The sequence below is a fragment of the Arthrobacter sp. CJL-S3 genome (assembly GCF_056711635.1).
This window is the reverse complement of sequence record NZ_CM160046.1, coordinates 1,998,647-2,018,204: the sequence shown is the minus strand read 5'-3', so window position 1 is coordinate 2,018,204 and position 19,558 is coordinate 1,998,647. Positions and strand designations below refer to the sequence as shown.

Genomic DNA, 19,558 nt, shown 5'->3' with positions numbered 1-19,558 from the left:
CGATGAAGGAGCTTCGTGTCCGAAGTAGATCCCTATGAAACTCTTCCCGCGCAAACTGCCCTTGGCTGGGGACTCCATCACGTCCAGTTAGCACTCCCCACAGGTGGCGAGGATGAGTGCAGAAAATTCTACGTGGACATCCTGGGTCTTACGGAGGTTCAGAAACCACCTATGTTGGCGGCACGTGGCGGACTTTGGGTTCGAGCCGACAACCTTGAAATCCATTTAGGCGCCGAGGAGGACTTCAGGCCCCAGAAGAAAGCTCATCCAGGGATCCTTGTCGGCAACATAGATGCCTTGGCCCGCCGAATCGAAAGTTTCGATCTTGTTGTCGAATGGGATGAGAACTTTCCGGGCATGCGTCGGTTCTACCTATGGGACAACAACGGCAACCGACTCGAGTTCTTGTCACCTGAGAACTTCAACTAGAACAGCGTCCATATGAAATGTCCGAGCGTTGATCCCATTGTCCCGGTGCTAGACATTCCCACGACTGCGTGAGGCTCCGGTTATGCCGCTCATAAATCGTTCGCTTGATCGTGCGAATGAACGGGTGTCTCACAGCTGGTCAATTGCCGCGCCTGCGCACCACATCTGGTGGGCCCTCACGGACCCGGAGGCGTTACCACTCTGGCTGGGGAAACTGACCTCCGGGAAATTCGTCGTCGGTAATTCCGTCACTATTCAGCATGCCGAAGGGTATCTCTGCACCAGCCGTCTTAAGGAGTGTGAGCCGGAAAGAATTCTCAGCATGACATGGGAGTTCCCGGACGAACCACCGTCGCAGGTGACGATTGTGCTCACTCCGGCCGGTGAGTCAACGCACTTGGCGCTGCAGCACGATGGGCTCGGAAGCGAGGCCGTCGACTACCTCCCCGGTTGGCACACACACCTCCTTTACCTTGAAGCGCTGCTCCTGGGTAAGCCCCGCTTCATGGCTGACTTCTGGTCCACATATGACGGCCTCACGGACTCCTAAATTCCCGGATTGAGAAAACCGCCGCTGCCTCTCAGCGGTGCGTTGGGCAGCCATGAACATGCTTCCCCGCAGCGAACCGGGCTGCCGTCAGCGGCCAGCCTTCGGGCGTGTGCGCCAGGCGAGGATCAGCAGCACCAGGCCGACCGGGACGAGGGCAACAGCGCCGTAGAAAATCGTCCGTTCGGCCATGGTGGGTGCAACGACCTGGCTGAACAGTCCGGGGCCGAGGGCAGGATCCACATCCAGGCCCAGGTCCTCAAGGCGCATGTAGCGTGAAAATGAAACGACACGCACGGCAAAGGCTACGGCCAGCCCCACTGCAATTAGGACTAGTCCCAGCATGAACGTGGTTTGGCTGCGGTTGAACAAGGTTCCCCCCAAGACTTGTTGGCCTTCGTGGCACAGGAAGCTTACCCGTCACCGCTGGCAGCATGGCTCCTGCCGGCGGCGGCGTGAGCGGGCGGCTCAGCTGCTCTGCAGGTCCGCGTGGTGCTCGGCGACGACGTTCGGGTGGGCCCGCAGCCGGTAGCGCAAGGCATTGTCCCCGTACGTTTCAAGGATGGGGCTGTTCGTCGGATCGACGGACAGACCGCGGGCCTTGGCCTGGAACTCCGGACTGACCGCGAGCTGCGGCATCGTCGCGTCCAGCGCCGGGTTGAAGAAGAATGGGAGCGATATCCGGTCGGTACCGCGCAGCGGCGAGATCACCCGGTGCAGGGTCGCCTTGAGGTACCCGTTGGTTGCCAGTTCGAGCATCTCACCGATGTTGACCACAAACGTCCCCGGCACCTGGGGGGCGTCGATCCACTGCCCCTGGTATTCGACCTGCAGCCCTCCCTTGCCGGGCTCCACGAGCAGCAGGGTCAGGACGCCGCCGTCGCGGTGCGAGCCCACGCCCTGCTTGGGCTCGGGGTCGGACTCCCCCGGGTACCGCACAATTTTCAGCAGGGGGAAGGCCCGTGCCGCGAATGCCTCGTCGAAGGTGTCTTCGGGCGCCCCGAGGGACACGGCCAGGGCACGCAGGAGGGTCAGCGAAATGTCACTCAGCCGCTCGGTCCACTCCTGGACAATGCCCCGCATTTCGGGGAGGGCGTCCGGCCACAGGTTGGGGCCCTCGAGCCGCCAGTAGTCGGCGACGCCGGGCCTCTGCTCCACCACAGCGCGTTCGACGCCGATATCGATCTGCTCCCGCCAGTCGACAGCGCCGTCGGTGAGCTCGCCGCCGACCCGGGTGTAACCCCGGAACTGCGGGCTGTTGACGTTCTCGACCGCGAGCTTCTGCTCGTCGGGCAGGTCGAAGAAGCGCCGGGAGACGTCAATGATGGAATCCATCAGCTCCTGCGGGATCCCGTGTCCGGCCAGGTAGAGGAAACCGACTTCATGCATGGCGTTGCGCAGGTCATCGCGGAACCGCGAAGCCTCCTCCGGGCCAGCGCTCAATCGGGAAAGGTCCAGGACGGGCAATGATTCGAGGGGCACCTTATTAGTCCTTTTCAGTGAACTTGGCAAGCTGGGGGCTGTACTTTCTTCAATGTTACGGAGTTGTGGCCGGCGTGGGGCATTAGCATGTCGAATTACGACATTCCGGCCGCTGTCCAGGCCGGCATCCTCAGGACCACGTTGCCCCTTTTGCGCCCCGCGTCGACGAAGCGGTGCGCGGCGACGACGTCGGCAAGGTCGTAGCTGCGGTCCCTGACCGACCGGTAGTGCCCCTGTTCCGCAAGGCCGACGAGGAACGCCAGATCCTCGGCCGTGTACGTGACGCTGCCCGCAGTGACGAGCTTGCCGCTCGCCCGGCTCCGCCACGGGGCCAGCAGTATCCCTTTGAGGTCGGCGACGACGAGCAGCAGCGCCCCGCCGGGGTTGATCAATGCCGCGGCCCGCTCAAACGGGAGATTGCCGACACAGTCCATCACGACGTCGTAGGTCCTGCCCTCCGTAGTGACCTCGACGGCGGCGTAGTCGAGCACCCGGTCCGCGCCCAGGGACGCCACCAAATCCGCCTTGGCGCCGCTGCTTATGCCCGTGACATGCGCCCCCGACTGCTTCGCGAGTTGCACGGCCGCCGTACCCACCGCGCCGGAGGCTCCATTGACCAGTACCCTCCCGCCCGGTTTGATGCCTGCGCGGCCGAGGAAGGCCCGTGCCGTGAGGCCGCCGAAGACAAGCGTCACGGCGTCCTCGAACGTCATGTTGCGGGGTTTGGCCGTGATGGCGCCGTCCGCGGGGACGCAGGCATATTCGGCGTGCCCGCCAAAGCTGGCGCCGAGCATTGCGATCACCGCGTCGCCCGGCTGGAACTCTGTGACATCCGCACCGACGGACTCGACGACGCCGGCGACGTCCATGCCCAGCACGCGGCGTCGCGGCCGGAAGATGCCCAGCGCCGGCGCTGCCAGCACCCCCAGCCCGCGGGGAACATCGCGGCCGCGCGCGCGGTGGTCGGCGGCGCTCACGGTGCTCGCGTGCACCTTGACCAGCACCTCGTTCCTGCCGGGCGACGGCGTGGCCACCTCCTCGATCCGCACGGCCTCCGGAGGGCCGAACCGCCGGTACACGGCGGCCTTCATCGCGCCACCCCCGCAGCGGTCCGGACGGAGCGGACGGCGGGACCGGGAGTGCGGGAGGAGCGTTGGGCGCGCCGATGGATAACATACTCGGCCACAGCCAGGTTGATCACCCAGGCCGCCGTCATCAGCAGCGCCCGGGTCAGCTCATCGGGCGTTCCGAAGAGCAGTATCCAGGTCAGAATCACCAGCGCCTGGGTTCCCGCAGCGACCCCGATCGCATAGCCGCGCGTCATCCACGCGCCGTGCCGGACAAAATCCCGGTTCTTCAGCGCGATCACCCCAAGGACGATGCTGACCAGCATTGCCGAGCCGAAGAGGAGCCGAACCGGGACGTCGGTGTCGCCATCCGGGAGGGGGTAGAAGGCCGACATCCACAGTCCGGAGAGAGCCGCGAAGAGGCCGACCGGAATGAGGATGCCCCCGGCGATACGGTGCCATCCGCGCCTGCCCCGCAGCGCGGGAACGAACTGGAACGCCCCGAGCAGGCTGTAGATGGTGACACTGACAATATGGACCACGACGGGGACCGGGGAGGCAAAGAACCTTGCATTCTGCGGCGTGACGGAGGCTCCCCCGGCCAGCTCCGCCATCCGCGACGCCCCGGCGATGACCGGAATGAGGCTCAGGAGGATCAGGGCGGCGGGCACGGCCCACGAGGGGCAGCGCCGTGGCCGGGTGCGGCTGGTGGGCTCGAGGATGCTGCTGGGTTTTGCTGTCATGGCCTGGTCCTCAGTTCAGGTAGTGTACGGCGTACACCTCGTTGGCCCCACGCTAGGTGTACGGCGTACACTTGTCAAGAGGATGCCGCTAGGGAAAGGTTGTCGGGATGACCCAGCAGCTTGAGGCCACGGCCCGCACGCCCCTGAACCGGGAACGCGTGCTGCAGGCCGCCGTCTCACTCGCTGATGCCGTGGGCTTCGAATCGCTCAGCATGCGCCGGCTCGCCGAGGAGCTCGGGGTGGTGCCGATGGCGATCTATAAGCACGTCGCGAACAAGGACGAGCTGCTCGACGGGATGGTCGCGACCCTCATCGGCGAGATCGATCCCCCTGCCCCGGAACAGGACTGGAAGAGCGCAGTCCGCTTGCGGGTGCTTTCGGCGAGACAGGCGCTGCAGCGGCACCCGTGGGCCCGCCAGGCCATCGAATCGCGGACCAACAAGACGCCTGCCGTCCTTGACTACATGGACTCCTTCACCGGCATGTTCCTGGCCGGCGGCTTCTCCGCCGACCTCACCCATCACGTGATGCATGCCATCGGGGGCCGCATGTGGGGCTTCACCCAGGAGCTGTTCGACGCCCCGGCGGGCCCGACGGCGGCGTCCCCGGCAGAGATTCCACCGGAAGCCCGGGCCGCCATGCTCGAGCAGATGGCGGCCCGCTATCCGAACATCGTCGCGATCGCCACCTCGGTGAACCATGATGAAGGTTCGGTGGTCGGGCACGGCTGTGACGACCAGTTCGAGTTCGAATTCGCCCTCGACCTCCTCCTCGACGGTTTTGAGCGGCTGCACAAGCAGGGCTGGTCATCGACGCAGGCGAAGCCGGAACGGACGTAGGCGGCCGTCCCGTCCCAGACTGCCCTTGCCGGTCGGGGGACTTCGGAGGAGGATATGCGCACACTCCAGGAGGCCTTTCATGACCAAGCTTGGCAAGTTTGAAAAGTACCTGATCGAGGAATTCTTCGACGATTACCGCGCAGGCACCCTGAGCCAGCGGACGTTCACGCGCCGGGTGGCTTTCATTACCGGGAGCATGGCCGCCGCGTCGGCGGCGATGCTGCTGGTGGGTTGCACACCGGAGGAAGTCCCGCGCAGCACCGACCCCATGCCCACCCCCAGCCCCTCGCCGTCGGGCACGGGGACCGGCACCGCGTCCCTCGGCCCGGTGCCGGGTGCCAAGAGCCCGCTCTCGGTTCCCGAGGGAGCGCCTGGTCTCGTGACAGAGACCGTGCAGTTTCCTGCCGAGGGGACAGCGGTCAGTGCCTACCTGGCCCGGCCGGAGGCGGGGGCAGCCGGACCTGCCGTCCTGATCTGCCACGAAAACCGCGGGCTGACCCCGCACATCGAGGACGTGGCACGCCGTTTCGCCAAGGCCGGCTACGCCGCCCTTGCGCTGGACCTGCTCAGCCGGGAAGGCGGCACCGCGCGGATGGACCGCGACGCCGTCCCGGGAGCCCTGACGGCGGCCGGCGCCCAGCGTCATGTCGCCGATTTCGCCGCGGCTTTTGATTACCTTCAGACGAAGGACTTCGTCGAAGAGGGGCGGATCGCCATGACCGGATACTGCTTCGGCGGGGGCATCACCTGGCAGGCGGCGACGGATCTTCCCGGGCTGAAGGCGACTGCGGCGTTTTACGGCCCGTCCCCCGATCTGGCGAAAGTCCCGGCCATCAAGCCGGCGGTTTTCGGCGTCTACGCCGAGCTCGATCAGCGGATCACCGGCGCGCTCCCGGCGCTGAGGGATGCCCTGGCCGCCACGGACGTCCGCCACCAGCTCACCGTCTATCCCGGCGTCGACCACGCCTTCCACAATGACACCGGGCCGCGCTACGTCGAAGCGCAGGCCACCGCCGCCTGGAATGACACGCTGGCCTGGTTCACCAAATACGTCTGAGCCGTTGTTGCACAGCTTTTACCCAGGGTTTACGTGCCTTGTCTTGTGGGTCCCGGGGGCCTGCAACAGACTGGTAATCACCAGATGAACCGATCTTTGGTGATCGGTCGACGAGAACACCGGGACTAGGACGCAGTGATGCGTTCCGGCCTGATCCACGGTAGTGACGCCGCGGGGCAGGCTTTTCCCGAACCGGGAGGATGGCAATGGCCGGCACCTTTGAACTGTTTCTTGACGCGGAGTCCAATTTCCGATTCCGGCTCACGGCACCGGACGGAACCGTGATGGCCGTGTCGGCCGCGTTCGAAGACAAGACGGCCGCTGTGGCCGGCATAGCCGCAGTGCGGGAGTGCGCCGGGATGGGGCTGATCAGCGACCTGTCCTCCGAGCCAGCCACGCGGGGCCGGGTCCAGGCCTCGGCGTCTACCGTCGGCGCCCCGCATGCCCGCCACGACTGGCATAAGCGGGCCGACGCCTTCCACACCCGCGCCAAGACCATCCGACGGGCAGCATCATCGCCCAGATGGACGGGCGCAGCGTAGGCCGACCGGAAATGACACGGTCACGGGCACGCAGTGTGGGCTACGGGCGCATTCCGTCCCCGTACCATCGCAGGACCCGCAGCGCTCGCAGGGTGTTCCAGCGGCTGGGCCGCCCGTCACCTTCCTCAAGCTCAAAGTGGACCTGCCCGGGATGCGTGTTTTCCAGCAGCCACGTGCCGTCGGGCTGCCTCTTGGACCGGAGCAGCTCGATTGCCTCAGCCAGGCGCGGGTCGGGCGGGCCACCGGCGGACCGGAAATATTCCAGGGCACGGAGCACGTCGTAATGCCAGCGGGTCGGAAAGGAGAACTGCAGCCACGCCGGGTCAATGACTTCGCCGGTGCTTTTGCGGCGGAACAGCCGTCGTTCGAGGAGGTACTGCTCGCCCCGCCGCCGTGCCTCGATGGATTCAGCGGACCCGCCCGTTGACTGCTCGTGCGCCAGCAGGCCTTCCAGCACGTTGATCGTTGTCGCAGCCGAGGACACAACGGCGCCGTACTCCGCCCAACAGTTCCACCCGCCGTCGTCGAGCTGGTCGTTGACAAGACGGGCGACCACGCCGTCGACGTCCTGGCCGAAGTAGGCGCCGAGCCCAACGGCCATGCCGTTGATGCAGGGCTCGACCTCGCCGGTGAAATAGGGCTGTCCGCCCTCCTCCCAGCGGCAGTTGTCCCGCACGAGAGCCACGGTCCGGCGCATCTGTTCACTGCGCGGGTCGACGCCAAAGTCGCGCAACTGCAGGAGGCTGTACGTGGTGGCAGTCCAGGGCTGGACCTCTTCGCCGGCCCCGTCTGCCCCGCCGGAATCCCCCGGGCCGTACGGCGCATCGGCCCCATCGGAGGGCCCGACGTCGGAGTCGCCGCCCTGCGCCGGAAAATACGCTCCCCCAGCCCATTGGCCGTCCTCGCCGCGCAGAGCCAGCAACCGGGCGCCCCATCCGTCGGTAACCACGCGTGCGCGCTCCGCGGCCACGACGTCGGCAGGCGCGCCGGCCAGGTCCTGCAGCGCCTGCCATCGAACGGAAGGATCAGAATCCAGCAGCCAGTCCAGTACGGTCATGGGCCGATTGTAAGTGCTGCCAGGGTTCCGTCACAGAGTGCGGCTAGGGCGACGGCGGCCTGAGCCACGTTAGCTCCACACGGAAACGCCCGGCCGGGATACCCCGGCCGGGCGTTTCGCGTTTCACACCCGGTGCGCGACGTCCGATGGCATGATCAGAATTTCGGCGCGCGCCTAGCCTTCACAGTCCACGCAGTAGGCGTGGCCGTTCTTTTCCCGCGCGATTTGGGACCGGTGCCGGACCAGGAAACAGGAATAGCAGACGAATTCATCCTCCGCCTGCGGGATGACCTGGACAACTAGCTCTTCGGCGACGAATTCTCCGCCGGGGACGATTGAGTCGTCCAGCGAATCCGTCTCGTCCAGCTCGCGTGCCACGCTGCGAGCGTCCGGAGCATTCGCAGACTGCAGTGCCTCCAGGGACCTGTCCTGCGATTCCTTGACGTCGGAACGTACTTCATCGTAATCGGTTGCCACTGCCGTGATTCTCTCTTCGTCGGATTGCGTGTCGGATAGCTGTTCAACAGACGGAACCACTCGGGTATTCCCCGCACGACAATCTCAATACTTTACACCCCGAAACCGGCTGCCGTGAACGCTTCCCTGACCCGGGCAGCATTTAGTTTGTACATTCGTTCGATTTACGGCTATATTCTGGTGAGTTTCTTTGGGGGGAAATTATGAACAAAGCTCAGCGGCGCGCCCACGTGGAGGCGCCTTGCCGGGAGTGCGGTTCGCGGGTCATACCGATCTGGAAAGACGAGCGCACTGCGGATTCGAGCCAGCCCGACTGGCGGGTGAGTGCCCGGCAATGCAGCCGCCGGGGCTGCGTCCTGGCTGACACTCTGAACTGGCGGGAATCGTGAGTCGCTGCCCACCCGCAGGCTCCCTGCCATGATGGTGGCGTGACTATCGCAAAATCGGTGCTGCTGTTCGTGCTCGCCGCCGCAGCGGAAATCGGCGGCGCCTGGCTGGTCTGGCAGTCGGTCCGCGAAGGCAGGGACTGGTGGTGGGCCGGGCTGGGCGTCCTTGCGCTGGGCGCATACGGCTTCGTGGCGACCCTCCAGCCCGAGGCGCACTTTGGCCGCATCCTCGCAGCCTATGGAGGCGTATTTGTGGCCGGATCGCTCGCGTGGGGCATGATGTTCGATGGCTTCCGGCCCGACCGCTGGGACATTATCGGCTCCGTGGTCTGCCTGTTCGGCGTCGCCGTGATCATGTTTGCGCCCCGAATCGCCAGCTAGCGATCCGCGTCGAAGACGCCCTGTGGCATCCCCCGCCTCAATCGAACCCACCGCCCGCCGCGACCAGGAAAGCTATCCGCAAGTGATGACTCAAACCCCGACAAAACCATTCCCGCCCCCGAGTGACAGGGCGAAGCAAATCCGCCTGGTCCTCTGGATCCTGCTGGCGGTCATCGTCGCGGGCGGAATTGTCTGGTACGCGGCCCTGACGACCAGCAGGCCCGCACCAGAAGTTCCGCAGCCGGCGGCCAATGCGCAACTCGTCCGCGGCGACAGCCACCGTCTCACCGCCCCGGCTATCGAGAAGGCCCAGTTGGTTGAGTTCCTCGATTTCGAATGCGAATCCTGCCGCGCCGCCCATCCGCTCGTCGAGGAACTCAAAACGGAATACGGTGACCGGATCACGTTCGTAAACCGCTACTTCCCCCTCCCCGGACACCGCAACTCCGGGACGGCCGCCCTGGCAGTGGAGGCCTCCGCACAGCAAGGCAAATATGAGCAGATGGCAGCGAAGCTCTTCGAAACCCAACCCCAGTGGGGCGGAAAGCAGGAGTCCCAGGCCGCCCTGTTCCGCGGCTATGCGCAGGAACTGGGGCTGGACCTGGCCAGGTACGACGCGGCCGTGGCAGACGAGGGCACCAGGGAACGGATCCGTCAGGACGTCGAGGACGGCACGGCCCTGGGGGTCACCGGCACGCCCACCTTCTTCCTCAATGGCAAGAAACTGGTCCTGAACACCGAAGCGGACTTCCGGCAGCTGCTCACCGACGCCGCCCGATAGGCGCGGTGCCCCGAGGCCTTGGCCCGGGCCGCTCCGGCGCTATTGCAGGGACGCCGTCAGCCGGGCCAGATTGTCGAACACTTTTTGGGCTACGGGCCGCCGGACCCAGTCTTCGAGGTGGAGTTCAAGACTGTTCACCCGGTACCCGTCTTCAATCCTGCGGATTGCGTCCACAAAACCGCGCCCGTGCGCCAGGACCGACACCTCCATGTTGAGGCTGAAGGATCGGAGGTCCATGTTGCTGGACCCAATCACGGCAACCTCCTCGTCGATCGTGAAGTGCTTGGAATGCAACACGTTGGGGGCACGGTAGAGGTAGACCCTGACGCCGGCCCGCAGCAGCGCCTCGTAGTACGAGCGCTGTGCGTGGTAGACCATGCTCTGGTCGCCGACCTCGGAAACGAAGAGTTCGACGCTGAGTCCCCGGGCGGCGGCCGTGACGATGGCCATCAGGATGGACTCGTCCGGCACGAAGTACGGACTGGTGATGCTGACCCGGCGCTCCGCTTTGTGGATGAGCGCGGCGTAGAGCTTGAGATTGTTGTCGTTGTCGAAGCTGGGACCGCTGGGCAACACCTGCGCGTCGATCGGCGCGGACCCTGGGCCGGGGACTCGGGACGGCGAATCCAGCGGCAGCAGCACCCCCGTCTCGCTGTACCAGTCTGTCGCGAAGACCGCATCCAGCTCGCGGACAACGGGGCCTTCGAGGCGCACCATCAGCTCGTGCCACCGAAGCCCGCGCTTGAGATTTCCCTTCTTGTCGTAGCTGGCGTCGATGACGTTCTGCGATCCCGTAAATCCGATGCGACCATCGACGACGAGGATCTTGCGGTGGTTGCGCAGGTCCGGCCGCTGCCACTGGCCATGGAACGGCCGCAGCGGCAGCATGGGGTGATATTCCGCCCCGGCGTCCCGAAGGTACTTTATGGTTTCTTTCCGGCCCGGGAACATGACGCCCGCCAGATGATCAGAGAGCACTCTCACCGCGACGCCCCGCCCCCGGGCCCGGGCGAGCGCCTGGAAAAACGGTTCCGTGGTCGAATCGAGGACAAGAATGTAGAACTCCACGTGCACGTAGCTCTCGGCCGTCTCGATCTCCGCGATCATGGCATCGAAAGTGCCGTCGTAGTCAGGAAGAAGCTCGGCGCTGTTGTCTTTAACCATGGGCAGCGCCCCCAGGTTGCTGTTCAATGCCACCATCGAATGCAGCCACTCGGGCCAGTCAGCGCCTCTGCTGACCAGGGGACTCCCCTCTGTGCGTGCCAGGACGAGGTCATTGACCTCCCGCTGTTTGTCGCGGCGGGGCCTGGGCAGCTTCGAGTATCCAACGAAGAGGTACGCGACTGCACCGAGCAGCGGTATGAAGATAATGGCAAGCACCCAGGCAATCGCCGACGACGGGCGACGGTTCATTGATACGAGGACAGTTGCCACGGCCACCAGGAAGATATGGGCCGCCAGCGCGAGTAAAGCGATGGTTTCGGGGTCGTTAAGAAAGTCGCGCACTCACCTGAGGCCCTTCTGCCGGGTATAACGACGGTCCCCCGGATTCGTGGGACCTCACGCACGCTGTCAGACCAGCACCCTGCTCTTGATCTTCGCGAACTCTTCCGGGCTGATGGTTCCGGCGTCCAGCAGGGCCTTCGCTTTGGAAATCTCGTCAGCAGGGCTCGCGGCAGAGACCCTGCGAATGTAGGAATCAGCTTCTTCCTGGTCCCGCCGGGAGCGTTCGATCGACCGCTCGGCCATGCCCTCGCCACGGGCGGCCAGATAGACCAGTAGTGTCACGAAGGGCAGGAAACACAGGAAGAAGATCCAGACCGCCTTCCACCATCCGCTCAGCTTGTGGTCGCGGAAGAGGTCACCGATGATGGCAAACACTCCAAACAGGTAGGCAACGAACACGCAGGCGGTGAAAAACCACCAAAAGATATCCCAAAAGTTCTCCCAGAAACTCATGTGGCTGCCCTGCTCTCAATATTGCGGCGTAACACGTGAATGCCGACGTGACTTCGATGTGAGGCCGGTACAACAATTGTTGGCCCGTCACCGCTGCTGGCCATCACCCCCGGCGGGTGACATTCCGTGCCGGCAATGCGGACCGCAGGGCTTAGACGATCCCGCGTTCCGCCGCCGTTTTGAGGGCATCGCGTCGTCCCGCCGCACCGAGTTTGCGGTAGATGGACCGTTCGTGGGTCTTGACAGTGTTCACCGAGATGAATAGGGCCTCGGCGATCTCGGCCGCAGTCATGACCGAGCGCATGTAGGCCAGGACCTCGCGTTCCCGGTCGGTGAGGGTCCAGTATGACCGTGTCCGCAGGTGCGGGTGACCTTGCGCGTGGTGTGCCATCCGGGCCGCGATAAAGGACTCATGGGTAGTGCCCCACACGGCGTGCCGAATCAACAGCTCTGCAATGTCATCTCGCCGCTCGGTGAAGGGGCGCAGGACGGACTGGGGCTCCGCGCGATAGACAGCATGTTCGATCCGCTCGTGAGTCCTGGCCTCATCTCGGTTCCCGTGGGCCAGGAGCGCCTCGGTTAGGCTCATGCTGGTGTCGAGGTAGCGGATGCGGTGCTGACTTGTCAGTTCCCTGGCACAGCGCCGGGCGGCGCTGATTTCGCCACCACGACGCAGGAGTTCCGCCAGCAGCGTGCCCACCAGGGGCGCGTGCCCGCCGGCACCCATTGGCTCGACGATAGCCAGCGCGCTGTCGAGGTCCTCTTTGGCTTCAGCGAGCTTCGCCCTGGCAATGGTGTGGAAGTCATTCCACGAAACCCCATAGAGCCCCCGATTGTGGAGGGACTCCAGCGCAGCGCTGGAGTCGGCAAGATGCGATTCGTCGCCTGAGGCACAGTCAACCAGAACCTGATAGACGACGCCGAGCGCGCCGAGCGCGGACAGCTTGTCCCCGAGCCGCAGGGCCTTGACGAGATGGGCCCGCGCACCCTTCAGCTCGTCCCGCCAGTAGTGCGCAATGCCGCGCGCAAGCCAGGCAGCTGCCATTCGGTTCTTCGAACTCCAGCCGCGGGCATCCGCCTTCTCCAGCGCTTGAGTCGCTAGTTCGTCAGCAGTCACGAGATCGCCGGCGACGGCGTACGCCAAAGCCATTTCCGCGTCGGCGACTATTTCCGCCTGCCCCGATTGCAGACCGCTGCCGTCGGTCACGACTGATTCGAGCAATACGGTTGCCTGGTGTCCGGCGCGATGCAGCTTGAACTCGGCCCTGGCCAGCAGGAACATGCCGGTGGAAGTGGTGCCGGAGTGTCCTTCCGCCGGGAATTCGGGACGTGCCCGTGCGTCGTCGCCCGGGAGTCGCAAGTCCAACCGGCCGGTGGCGGTTGGTGGCACGGGCTCGAAGAGTCCGCGGCAGCTGTCGAGCATTCCCCGCCGCGCGGCATCCAGGTCGGCGGTGCGCGCCATGGCACGTTGGCTGAGTTCCAAGGCCCCGCCCCTGTCGCCGTCCAGTTCCCGGCAGACGGACCTGATCATGAGCATCTCGGCGTCTGCGCTCCACGGCGCCGGGAGGTCACGACACAATTGCTCAAGGGCGGGTGCGCCGTTCCGCAGCAGGAACTCCAGCCAGTGACCTCCGATGGACACGACTGCCTGGCGGGGCGCCTGCCCCTGCAGCGCCTGGTTCACGCATTCGGTGACGTCCGTGTCTTGGTAGTACCGTGCCGCGATGCGGTGGAGACGTTCGGCGAGAAGCGGGTCCCTTCGTTCCAGTATTCGCCGGCATTGTGCAGCGAACAGGGAATGCCACCGGTACATGGACTCACCGTCGCGGTATTCGTACTCCTCGATGAACAGACCGTTGCGGAGGCAGGACTCAAGGAGCAGGCCGCCGTCGGGCTGGCCATGAAGTTCGACGGCGAGCCGGCGGCCCAGCCAGTCGCACGTCGTGGCGCGCAGGACGAAGTCCGCCAGTGGCTGGTCAAGCTGGTCCAGTATTTCCTCGGCGATGTAATCGGAAAGCGGCAGGTTCTCCGGCGGAGTAGTGGTGGTCCTGCCCGGCAAGTGACGGCCCTGCGCCAATGCGGTGAGGCTTGCATGGACGGCGACCGGCCATCCGGCAGTCAGCCTCCAGAGGGGTTCAGCATCAAACGACGCGTCCTGTCCCAGCGAATAGGCAACCTGGGCAACTTCATCCTGCGTTAGGGCGAGCTCAGCAGAACCGAGTTGCCCGAGGCCTTCCCCAAACCTGTGCCGTTCCAACTGGATGGAGGGATGACCCCGCCCGGAGAGGACCAGCCGCAGCGTCGGAGGGGCTGAAGCGACGAGCACTCCGACGATCCCGCCGGACAGTTCCGGCCCGGCCAGATGGACATCGTCGATGACCAGCGCCATCGGCTCCGTCAGTTGTTCAAGGGCGCCGAGCAGGAGGTCATAGGACGCAGCACGATCGTCGGCGAGAGTCTGATCCAGGGCCAGCAGCGCGTTGTTGCCGGGCATAGGGAGTTGGCTGGCGGCGGCCTGGATGGCCCCGACCACCCCCTGGAAAAGCCGTGCTGGCTGGGCGTCGAAGCGGTCGAGCGACAGCCAGGCGCAGGGCAGATCGCAATTGCGGGCCCAGTCGCCCAGGAAGGTTGTCTTGCCGTAGCCTGCCGGGGCCGCAACGACGGTCAGTCGGTGGGCATCGGCGGCTGCGGTCAAAGCGTCGTCCAGCCGCGGGCGCTCCAGCGCCCCAAGACCGCGCAGGGGTGGCCGGGTCTTGGACTGCGGACCCGGCACAGATGCAGACACTCGAGTCTCTCCCACGTCTTTTACTGTAGGAGCGCCCAATTGGGTTCAATAGGGGCATAAGGTCCTTGTGGAGGCATCTTCTGAGCCACAATTCCGGCCAACCGGCGGCGACGCGGAGCCCGCAACTAGGGGCCGCAGGGCCCGGGACCTATTTGTCTTCCCGGGGGTACCATCAGGCATGGCCGCTAAGCAGGGGAGCCGGAAGGATCCGGTCTTTGTCCGTGAACTCGGTAAAGCCGCCAGGCGCCATGTTCTTGTCATCGCGATCCTGCGGATGGCGGCTTTCCTGGCTGTACTCCTCTTTTTCTACTTCGCTATTCCAATCGGTGGGTTCAATGAGAACAACCCGGCCGCGGCATGGATCCGGCTCGGAATTGTCCTGCTCTTGGTTCTGACTGCCCTGGCCCTGCAATTGCGAATGATCATCGCCGCCGAAGTACCCCAAATCCGCGCGGCCGAGGCAGTCGTTGAGACCGTCCTGATGTTCCTGTGTCTCTTCGCCTTGCTGTACACGGCGATGTCGGTAACGGACCCTTCGGCATTCACGGAACGACTGAGCCGGACGGATGCGCTGTACTTTACGACAGTCACCTTCGCCACGGTGGGCTTCGGCGACATTACGCCCGTGAGTCAACTCGCGCGGGCAGTTGTGACCGTGCAGATGATCGTCGGCCTGGGCGCCCTCGTCCTGGTCGCAAAGGTCGCCTTCTTCGCGGCGGGGCGGCGCCTGAGCGGGTAATGCCCGAACGTTCCGCTGCTGCCCCGATGCGGGACCGGCCATACCCTTTCCGCAGGAGCACGACGGAGACGGTCACCCCGAACGGATGAGCGAAGCCACCTTGCGTTGAGGGCAGCTGCCGCGGGAACGGCCGGGCCGTGAAAACGAAGCCCCGACGTCGGTTGCGGCCGCACAGACCAGCTCCCCGGAGTAGGGGTGCCGTCCCCGGCGCCCGCCCCCACCGCAGGCGGAGTTCCCTGTGGCGGGACGACAGATCACCCTGAGCGGGTGGGGTTGGGCCGGCACGCCACGTGGACAATGAATTTTGTCACGACTGCCCGCCAGGGAACAGGAGCCTCACATGAAGATCGGCCCATTGGAAGTGATTATTTGTGCCTTTCCGAAGCCAACCATTGACGCCACCGTCATCAAGGCACTCAGCGAGACGGTCAAGTCTGGTGCGGTGGCCCTGGCGGATTTGGCCCTGGTCAGCCGGGACGGGCAAGGAGTTGTGCACGTCCGTGACTTGCAGGATGACCTGCCGGCGGCGTGGTCCGGCATGATCCGTGATTCCCGGCCGCTGACTCTTCTCAACGACGCCGACCTTGAGTTGGCGGCGGAAACAATCGGAAGCAACGAAATAGCGCTGGTCGCCGTCGTCGAACACCGCTGGGCCCAGCGACTTTCAGAGGAGGTGCGGCGCTCAGGTGGTGTGACGGCGCTGCAGGCGAGAATTCCGCAGGAAGATGCAGTCATCGCCATCGAGGCAGATGGCGTCACCACGAGCTGAACGGGATACACCGACAAAAGGAAACCCTCTCATGCCATTTGCCAGAAGCGGCCGTCCGGGGCTGCTCGGAACGGTCTCCCGAACGGCTGTTATTTCGGGGACCCCACAGGTGAGCGCCACTGCAGCCATTCGCCGCGCAACCCGACGGGAAGAGGAAACAGCGGCGCCGAGTGCCCGGACCCCGCCCGTTCCGCCAGCCGCAGCCCCTCCCCCGCCGTCAGGCGGAGGAGAACTGGCGGACCAGCTCTCCCGACTCGCCGATCTGCACAGCGCGGGCCTCCTCACTGAGGAGGAATTCGCTGCGGCCAAGGCCCGGCTCCTGATGTGAACTCAGCCTGGGAAGCCAGGTATTCCTCACCGCAAACCAGACGTTGGAGGTGGTTCCCGTGTTGCGATCCCCTAGTTTCGCCGTTATCACCGCGCTGAAGGCGGCGCCGGCTCATCCGGTCCCCCCGGGCCCGACAGTCGAGCCCGTGCGACCAGACGTTCATCAGGCGGGGTGCGCTCATGTCACTCCATGATGAAGCCGGAAGCCCTGGCAGCCCCGAGCAGGAGGAAATCCAGAGGTTGCGCGCCGAAGTTGCGCGGCTTCAGCTTGAGCGCGACGATGCCAGAAAGACAAGCCTGAGACCTCCCGGACGGGGAGCAGGCCTCGCTCGACGAATAGTTGCCATCGTCCTCGTCGTTCTGACGGCCGTCCTGGCTTGCGCCGCCGTGCCCGCCCTGTATCTGCGCAGCGAGGTGCTCGATACGGATCGCTATGTGGCCACGGTTACACCGTTGGCTTCGGACCCCGCCATCCAGGCGGAGATCTCCAATAAGGTCACCGCCCAGATCACCGAGGCAGTGGACGTCGAAGGCATCACCCGGGAGGCCATGACGGAACTCGGCAACGTCGCGCCCCGGGCCGCCGCAGTGATCAGCGGGCTGGCGCCCGCGATTGCTGAACAGACCAAGTCGCTCATCAACTCCGCGGTCTCCAGATTCGTCGCCAGCCCGCAGTTCCAGGATCTCTGGATCCAGGTCAACCGGGTCGCCCATCAGGGACTCATCAACCTTGCAACTGGAAACACCGGCGGCACCGTCAGTATCGATGAGAGCGGCACCGTAACGATCTCCACGAAGGAGATCATTGCCCGGGTCAAGACCATCCTCATTGAGCAGGGGGTGGACCTGGCGTCCAGGATCCCGGAAGTTGACGCGCAGATCACCTTGCTGCAGTCACCCGAACTTGCGAGGGCAGCAGAGGCCATCAGGACGCTGGACAGGACGGCCCCCATACTGGCCTGGCTGACGGTGCTGAGCGCCCTCGGCGCGATTGCGGTGGCGCCTCAGGGTTGGAGACGGCGTACGACGAGCCGCGTGGGGCTGGCCCTCGCAGTGGCCATGGCGGTGCTGGCCCTCGGACTTGCCATCGGGCTGGACATCTTCCTGGGTACGATCCCGTCGGCCACAGTCTCCCCCGCGGCGGCTCAAAGCCTCGTCGATACCCTCCTGACGCCGCTCCGAACCGGCGTGCGGTTTGTCTTTGTCCTGGGTTTGCTGATTGCTGTAGCCGCTTTCCTGACCGGCCATTCGCGCCCGGCCGAGGCCGTCCGGCAAGGCCTGGCACGGGCCGGGGACTACCTGACCGGAAAGCTCGGAACCGGGCAGGCCGAACCATGGCAACACTGGCTGGCCCGGTACCGGAGGATCCTGGAGGCCATCATCATCGGCGTCGCCGTGCTGGTCCTCATCCTCTGGCAGTACCCGACAGCGGCCGTGGCCATCTGGACTGCAGTTATTGCAGTTCTGGTGATTCTCCTGATCGAACTTATGTGCCGCCCTGCCGTGGTTGCCGGCCCGGCAACCGGCGCAGGGCAAACCGCCGTGCCGATGGCGGGCGGGCCTCCGAAGGACTCGAATCCCACACTCCCCCTGCCCTGAGGAACCGGTAGGTGCCCGCAGTTCACCATGGGGTCCAGGTGCCGCGGGCGTGAAGGAACCGAACCGGCGCTAGGCTCTTGAAGGAGAGAAGGAGAACAGGTCTTCTCCGCCTCCGTGCACGACAACGCTGGTGGCCTCCGGAACTTCCTGCCAGGCCCCGCGAAGATCCCCCAGCGGTTCGGATACGACCAGCCGGGTATCGTCAGAGAGCTCGTGGAGCAGGGGGTTGTCCGGGTACTGGGCGCGAAGAGTTGCGATGTCGGTGCTGTGAAAGAGTGACCGGGAATTGCCCACGCTGGAGTAGCGGAACGCCCAGGTAGTGTCGCCGTCGGTGGTTGCCACCGTCATCTGAATCGCGTGCTCGATGCCATGGCGCCGTCCGACGTCTTCGATGAGTCCAACCGCTGCAGCAACGGCAGCGCGGGGGTCTTGTTCCAGGCCGAAGGTCAGCGCGAGGAAGAAGAACAGTTCCGAGTCCGTCGATCCCTCGATCTCGGGATATAGGCTCGGATCCACGGCCATGGCCAGGTCCCGCTTCATCTTCGGAAAATCGGTGAGGACGCCGTTGTGCATCCACAGCCAGCGGCCGTGGCGGAACGGGTGGCAGTTCGTCTGCTGGACGGCCGTGCCGGTCGTGGCCCGGATGTGCGCGAAGACGCGGCCGGCCGATGCCTGCCCTGCGAGCTCACGCAGGTTGCGGTCATGCCAGGCCGGCTCCGTGCTGTGGAAGACGCCGGGAACCGGCGCGTTTCCGTACCAGCCGACGCCGAAGCCGTCCCCGTTGGTGGTCTCAACCCCCATGCGTGCGTGTTTGCTCTGCATCACGAGCGAATTGGCGGGTTTGTACAGGAGCTCATCCAATCGCACGGGAGAACCCGAATAAGCGAGCCAGCGGCACATGTCATTCTCCTTCTACTCAGGCGGGAATCCTCACGATTCCATCACCGGGCATCGCGTCGGCGCATCACTCCCCGCGGGTGACTCATCCGCGGGTGGCGCCGTTCGGGTTACTGGCGAAGCACGCGCTGCTTGAGCGCGGTGAATTCCTCGGCCGTCAGCGCGCCGTCGTCCATCAAGGTCTTGGCCTGGGCGATTTGCTCCGCGGGGTTGGTCAAGGCAGTTCGGCGGACGTAGTCGTCGAAATCTTCCCTTGCCACATCGTTCCGGGCCGCCTGCCGCAGGGACATGGACTGCCCGAAGGCAATCAGGTACGCCAGGCCGCCGAGGACCGGCAGAAGAAGCAGAACCAGCACCCAGACCGCCTTGCTCCATCCGGTACGCGTCGAATCAGCGAAGATGTCCTTAACGATCAGAAAAAGAACCACCAGGTACGACATATAAAGCAGAAACGAAATCATGAGCCAAAAGAAGTCCCAGAAAGTCATGGCAATTCCTCCCAGACGTTAAACACCGCGTTCAAAATCCCGGCGTGGCCGCGAATTCCGGGCCTCCCGCCCTGCTGCCTGGGCACGGGCGATGGAATCTCTGTGCGCCTGGCCCGGCACGGTTTTCACGGCCAGCCCGCGCCGCTGGGGAGCGGACGTGAACACGCCCGAGGCTTCCAGAACGCCAGCGGTTGCGTCAGTTTTTTG

Annotated in this window: 22 protein-coding genes; 11 read left to right on the top strand and 11 right to left on the bottom strand. The window is 65.0% G+C overall.

The features are described from left to right. Positions 1-15 precede the first annotated feature (15 nt). Together AC06G6_RS09100 and AC06G6_RS09095 are read left to right on the top strand one after the other, a co-directional pair. A complete protein-coding gene (locus AC06G6_RS09100; RefSeq protein ID WP_479828373.1) occupies positions 16-429 on the top strand; it encodes a VOC family protein in 414 nt (137 codons plus the stop codon). 82 nt (positions 430-511) lie between these two features. After that, positions 512-979 (top strand): SRPBCC family protein, encoded by a 468-nt coding sequence (locus AC06G6_RS09095; protein WP_479828372.1) that lies wholly within the window; start codon positions 512-514, stop codon positions 977-979. An 87-nt stretch (positions 980-1,066) separates the two neighbouring features. On the opposite strand, the gene AC06G6_RS09090 is transcribed toward AC06G6_RS09095, so the two are convergent. The 4 genes from AC06G6_RS09090 to AC06G6_RS09075 all read right to left on the bottom strand — a co-directional run bounded on the left by AC06G6_RS09090 (position 1,067) and on the right by AC06G6_RS09075 (position 4,268). Then, positions 1,067-1,273: a hypothetical protein gene (locus AC06G6_RS09090; protein ID WP_479828371.1), complete on the bottom strand. Its 207-nt coding sequence runs from the start codon at positions 1,271-1,273 to the stop codon at positions 1,067-1,069. Between the two features lie 171 nt (positions 1,274-1,444). Next, positions 1,445-2,458, bottom strand: coding sequence for an isopenicillin N synthase family dioxygenase (locus AC06G6_RS09085; RefSeq protein WP_479828370.1), 1,014 nt, complete (start codon positions 2,456-2,458; stop codon positions 1,445-1,447). A 95-nt stretch (positions 2,459-2,553) separates the two neighbouring features. Next, the gene (locus AC06G6_RS09080) at positions 2,554-3,549 is read right to left on the bottom strand and encodes an NAD(P)-dependent alcohol dehydrogenase (RefSeq protein ID WP_479828369.1); all 996 of its coding nucleotides are present in this window, start codon (positions 3,547-3,549) and stop codon (positions 2,554-2,556) included. Next, positions 3,546-4,268 (bottom strand): DUF2306 domain-containing protein, encoded by a 723-nt coding sequence (locus AC06G6_RS09075; protein WP_479828368.1) that lies wholly within the window; start codon positions 4,266-4,268, stop codon positions 3,546-3,548. Before AC06G6_RS09075 ends, AC06G6_RS09080 begins: the two co-directional genes overlap by 4 nt. 107 nt (positions 4,269-4,375) lie before the next feature. Between AC06G6_RS09075 and AC06G6_RS09070 the strand changes: the two genes are divergently transcribed. The 3 genes from AC06G6_RS09070 to AC06G6_RS09060 all read left to right on the top strand — a co-directional run bounded on the left by AC06G6_RS09070 (position 4,376) and on the right by AC06G6_RS09060 (position 6,706). Continuing rightward, positions 4,376-5,107 carry a TetR/AcrR family transcriptional regulator gene (locus AC06G6_RS09070; RefSeq protein ID WP_479828367.1) on the top strand — a complete coding sequence of 244 codons (732 nt, stop codon included), beginning with the start codon at positions 4,376-4,378 and terminating at the stop codon, positions 5,105-5,107. A 79-nt stretch (positions 5,108-5,186) separates the two neighbouring features. Continuing rightward, a complete protein-coding gene (locus AC06G6_RS09065; protein ID WP_479828366.1) occupies positions 5,187-6,164 on the top strand; it encodes a dienelactone hydrolase family protein in 978 nt (325 codons plus the stop codon). 206 nt (positions 6,165-6,370) lie between these two features. Continuing rightward, positions 6,371-6,706 (top strand): YegP family protein, encoded by a 336-nt coding sequence (locus AC06G6_RS09060; RefSeq protein WP_479828365.1) that lies wholly within the window; start codon positions 6,371-6,373, stop codon positions 6,704-6,706. A 40-nt stretch (positions 6,707-6,746) separates the two neighbouring features. Here AC06G6_RS09060 and AC06G6_RS09055 read toward each other — a convergent pair whose 3' ends face one another. After that, positions 6,747-7,763 carry a hypothetical protein gene (locus tag AC06G6_RS09055; protein WP_479828364.1) on the bottom strand — a complete coding sequence of 339 codons (1,017 nt, stop codon included), beginning with the start codon at positions 7,761-7,763 and terminating at the stop codon, positions 6,747-6,749. Positions 7,764-7,937: 174 nt separating this feature from the next. Then, positions 7,938-8,240, bottom strand: coding sequence for a DUF4193 domain-containing protein (locus AC06G6_RS09050; RefSeq protein ID WP_479828363.1), 303 nt, complete (start codon positions 8,238-8,240; stop codon positions 7,938-7,940). A 428-nt stretch (positions 8,241-8,668) separates the two neighbouring features. Between AC06G6_RS09050 and AC06G6_RS09045 the strand changes: the two genes are divergently transcribed. Together AC06G6_RS09045 and AC06G6_RS09040 are read left to right on the top strand one after the other, a co-directional pair. Beyond that, the gene (locus AC06G6_RS09045; RefSeq protein ID WP_479828362.1) at positions 8,669-9,007 is read left to right on the top strand and encodes a YnfA family protein; all 339 of its coding nucleotides are present in this window, start codon (positions 8,669-8,671) and stop codon (positions 9,005-9,007) included. Between the two features lie 85 nt (positions 9,008-9,092). Continuing rightward, positions 9,093-9,788, top strand: coding sequence for a DsbA family protein (locus AC06G6_RS09040; protein ID WP_479828361.1), 696 nt, complete (start codon positions 9,093-9,095; stop codon positions 9,786-9,788). 39 nt (positions 9,789-9,827) lie between these two features. Here the strand turns inward: AC06G6_RS09040 and cls are convergent, their stop codons facing one another. The 3 genes from cls to AC06G6_RS09025 all read right to left on the bottom strand — a co-directional run bounded on the left by cls (position 9,828) and on the right by AC06G6_RS09025 (position 14,532). After that, complete coding sequence (gene cls / locus AC06G6_RS09035) at positions 9,828-11,294, bottom strand: cardiolipin synthase (protein WP_479828360.1); 1,467 nt, start codon at positions 11,292-11,294, stop codon at positions 9,828-9,830. Between the two features lie 66 nt (positions 11,295-11,360). After that, positions 11,361-11,747 carry an SHOCT domain-containing protein gene (locus tag AC06G6_RS09030; RefSeq protein WP_479828359.1) on the bottom strand — a complete coding sequence of 129 codons (387 nt, stop codon included), beginning with the start codon at positions 11,745-11,747 and terminating at the stop codon, positions 11,361-11,363. A 151-nt stretch (positions 11,748-11,898) separates the two neighbouring features. Then, complete coding sequence (locus tag AC06G6_RS09025) at positions 11,899-14,532, bottom strand: helix-turn-helix transcriptional regulator (RefSeq protein ID WP_479828358.1); 2,634 nt, start codon at positions 14,530-14,532, stop codon at positions 11,899-11,901. A gap of 178 nt (positions 14,533-14,710) precedes the next feature. Here AC06G6_RS09025 and AC06G6_RS09020 point away from each other — a divergent pair, with 178 nt between their 5' ends. The 4 genes from AC06G6_RS09020 (at position 14,711) to AC06G6_RS09005 (ending at position 17,966) form a co-directional block, all read left to right on the top strand. After that, entirely contained in the window at positions 14,711-15,271 is a 561-nt protein-coding gene (locus AC06G6_RS09020; RefSeq protein ID WP_479828357.1) for a potassium channel family protein, read from the top strand. Positions 15,272-15,611: 340 nt separating this feature from the next. After that, positions 15,612-16,040: a DUF6325 family protein gene (locus AC06G6_RS09015; protein WP_307464184.1), complete on the top strand. Its 429-nt coding sequence runs from the start codon at positions 15,612-15,614 to the stop codon at positions 16,038-16,040. Next, entirely contained in the window at positions 15,997-16,368 is a 372-nt protein-coding gene (locus AC06G6_RS09010) for an SHOCT domain-containing protein (RefSeq protein ID WP_479828356.1), read from the top strand. The genes AC06G6_RS09015 and AC06G6_RS09010 overlap by 44 nt, the downstream gene beginning before the upstream one ends. A 179-nt stretch (positions 16,369-16,547) precedes the next feature. Next, positions 16,548-17,966, top strand: a complete 1,419-nt coding sequence (locus AC06G6_RS09005) for a hypothetical protein (protein WP_479828355.1) — start codon at positions 16,548-16,550, stop codon at positions 17,964-17,966. A 69-nt stretch (positions 17,967-18,035) separates the two neighbouring features. On the opposite strand, the gene AC06G6_RS09000 is transcribed toward AC06G6_RS09005, so the two are convergent. Together AC06G6_RS09000 and AC06G6_RS08995 are read right to left on the bottom strand one after the other, a co-directional pair. After that, positions 18,036-18,866 carry a class II glutamine amidotransferase gene (locus tag AC06G6_RS09000; RefSeq protein ID WP_479828354.1) on the bottom strand — a complete coding sequence of 277 codons (831 nt, stop codon included), beginning with the start codon at positions 18,864-18,866 and terminating at the stop codon, positions 18,036-18,038. A gap of 107 nt (positions 18,867-18,973) precedes the next feature. Beyond that, on the bottom strand, positions 18,974-19,351 hold the full coding sequence (locus AC06G6_RS08995) for a PLDc N-terminal domain-containing protein (protein WP_479828353.1): 378 nt from the start codon (positions 19,349-19,351) through the stop codon (positions 18,974-18,976). Positions 19,352-19,558: the final 207 nt, after the last annotated feature.

Coding starts and splice junctions, on each gene's coding strand:
- AC06G6_RS09095 (WP_479828372.1), top strand. CDS start 512: ATGCCGCTCATAAATCGTTCGCTTGATCGTGCGAATGAACGGGTGTCT.
- AC06G6_RS09080 (WP_479828369.1), bottom strand. CDS start 3,549: ATGAAGGCCGCCGTGTACCGGCGGTTCGGCCCTCCGGAGGCCGTGCGG.
- AC06G6_RS09075 (WP_479828368.1), bottom strand. CDS start 4,268: ATGACAGCAAAACCCAGCAGCATCCTCGAGCCCACCAGCCGCACCCGG.
- AC06G6_RS09070 (WP_479828367.1), top strand. CDS start 4,376: ATGACCCAGCAGCTTGAGGCCACGGCCCGCACGCCCCTGAACCGGGAA.
- AC06G6_RS09065 (WP_479828366.1), top strand. CDS start 5,187: ATGACCAAGCTTGGCAAGTTTGAAAAGTACCTGATCGAGGAATTCTTC.
- AC06G6_RS09060 (WP_479828365.1), top strand. CDS start 6,371: ATGGCCGGCACCTTTGAACTGTTTCTTGACGCGGAGTCCAATTTCCGA.
- AC06G6_RS09055 (WP_479828364.1), bottom strand. CDS start 7,763: ATGACCGTACTGGACTGGCTGCTGGATTCTGATCCTTCCGTTCGATGG.
- AC06G6_RS09040 (WP_479828361.1), top strand. CDS start 9,093: ATGACTCAAACCCCGACAAAACCATTCCCGCCCCCGAGTGACAGGGCG.
- AC06G6_RS09030 (WP_479828359.1), bottom strand. CDS start 11,747: ATGAGTTTCTGGGAGAACTTTTGGGATATCTTTTGGTGGTTTTTCACC.
- AC06G6_RS09020 (WP_479828357.1), top strand. CDS start 14,711: ATGGCCGCTAAGCAGGGGAGCCGGAAGGATCCGGTCTTTGTCCGTGAA.
- AC06G6_RS09015 (WP_307464184.1), top strand. CDS start 15,612: ATGAAGATCGGCCCATTGGAAGTGATTATTTGTGCCTTTCCGAAGCCA.
- AC06G6_RS09010 (WP_479828356.1), top strand. CDS start 15,997: ATGCAGTCATCGCCATCGAGGCAGATGGCGTCACCACGAGCTGAACGG.
- AC06G6_RS09005 (WP_479828355.1), top strand. CDS start 16,548: ATGTCACTCCATGATGAAGCCGGAAGCCCTGGCAGCCCCGAGCAGGAG.
- AC06G6_RS09000 (WP_479828354.1), bottom strand. CDS start 18,866: ATGTGCCGCTGGCTCGCTTATTCGGGTTCTCCCGTGCGATTGGATGAG.
- AC06G6_RS08995 (WP_479828353.1), bottom strand. CDS start 19,351: ATGACTTTCTGGGACTTCTTTTGGCTCATGATTTCGTTTCTGCTTTAT.